The 1634-nt window shown below is 47.7% G+C and carries 2 protein-coding genes; both read left to right on the forward strand.

Annotated elements, in window-relative coordinates:
* A partial coding sequence (locus WB217_RS12220) for a 5-(carboxyamino)imidazole ribonucleotide synthase (RefSeq protein WP_423993495.1) occupies positions 1 to 759 on the forward strand: 759 nt, incomplete at its 5' end.
* Positions 756 to 1634: adenylosuccinate lyase (gene purB / locus WB217_RS12225; protein WP_423993496.1), on the forward strand; the 879-nt coding region annotated here is incomplete at its 3' end. The genes WB217_RS12220 and purB, both read left to right, overlap by 4 nt.

A 1634-nucleotide genomic window follows, 5' to 3' on the forward strand; every position in this document is an offset into this window, starting at 1 on the left:
GTAGCAGCAGGGATCGGAAAACTCGGTATGCCGGCAGTCCTTAAAACAGCAAGGGGGGGTTATGACGGCAAGGGACAGCTTGTAATCAGAGCGGCTGAGGATATCGCCATCGCTGAAACACTTGTCAGCCAGGGACCTTGTGTTCTGGAAAAATGGATTTCTTTTGAAAAAGAGATTTCGGTGATCATAACTCGCAGCACTGCAGGAGAGACAGTAGTTTTTCCAGTAGCGGAAAACATCCATAAAGACAATATCCTTCACCAGACAATCGTGCCGGCTCGAATCAGCAAGCTGGCTGAGGATAAGGCGATTGAGGCGGCAAAACAAATTGCATCGGCCCTTGATTTGACTGGGACACTTGCAGTAGAGATGTTTTTGACACAGAATGATGAGATTTACATAAATGAACTCGCGCCAAGGCCGCATAACTCTGGGCATTACAGTATTGAGGCGTGTGAAACCTCGCAATTCGAGCAGCATGTCAGATCGGTTTGCGGCTGGCCGCTCGGCAGCACCAATTTGCTGAAACCGGCTGTCATGGTAAATATCCTTGGGGAACATCAGCAGCCCTTATTAGAGAGAATTCCTGAGCTTCAGGATTGGAAAATCCACTTATACGGCAAGAAGGAAGCAAAGCATAAACGAAAAATGGGGCATGTGACCCTTTTACGAGAAACAGTAGAGGAAGCGCTGGAAGAGGCTGAGCAAAGCGGCATCTGGGAAGGCGCGATAGAAATGATCGGAGGACATAAGAGATGATAGATCGTTATACAAGACCTGAAATGGGAGCAATTTGGACTGAGGAGAACCGTTTTAATGCATGGCTGGAGGTTGAAATCCTCGCGTGTGAAGCTTGGTCTGAGATTGGAGATATTCCTAAGGAAGACGTTCAGAAAATCCGTGAAAAAGCGTCATTCGATATCGACAGGATCAAAGAGATCGAGGAAGAAACGCGCCATGATGTCGTGGCATTCACAAGGGCGGTATCGGAAACGCTTGGCGAAGAACGAAAATGGGTTCACTACGGACTGACTTCAACTGATGTTGTTGATACAGCGTTATCGTATGTCCTTAAGCAGGCGAATCAAATTTTACAAAAGGATCTAGAGAACTTCATCGAAATCCTGACGAACAAGGCAAAGGAACATAAGTACACGGTCATGATGGGCCGTACTCACGGTGTTCATGCTGAACCGACGACATTTGGCCTGAAGCTGGCTCTTTGGCTGGAGGAAATGAAGCGCAACCTTGAGCGTTTTAAAATGGCAGCTTCTGATGTGGAGTTTGGCAAGATTTCCGGAGCAGTTGGAACGTATGCGAACATTGATCCGTTTGTGGAGTCTTACGTTTGTGAAAAGCTTGGCCTTCAGCCAGCGCCAATTTCGACGCAGACACTGCAGCGTGACCGCCATGCATTTTATATGTCATCACTGGCATTGATCGCAACTTCGATTGAAAAGTTCGCGGTTGAGATTCGCGGCCTGCAAAAGAGCGAAACTAGGGAAGTGGAGGAGTTTTTTGCTAAGGGTCAAAAGGGCTCATCTGCAATGCCTCATAAGCGCAACCCAATCGGCTCTGAAAATATGACAGGACTGGCAAGGGTCATCCGCGGTTATATGACGACTGCCTATGAA

Source organism: Mesobacillus sp. (genome assembly GCF_049588175.1).
Classification (GTDB): domain Bacteria; phylum Bacillota; class Bacilli; order Bacillales; family Cytobacillaceae; genus Mesobacillus.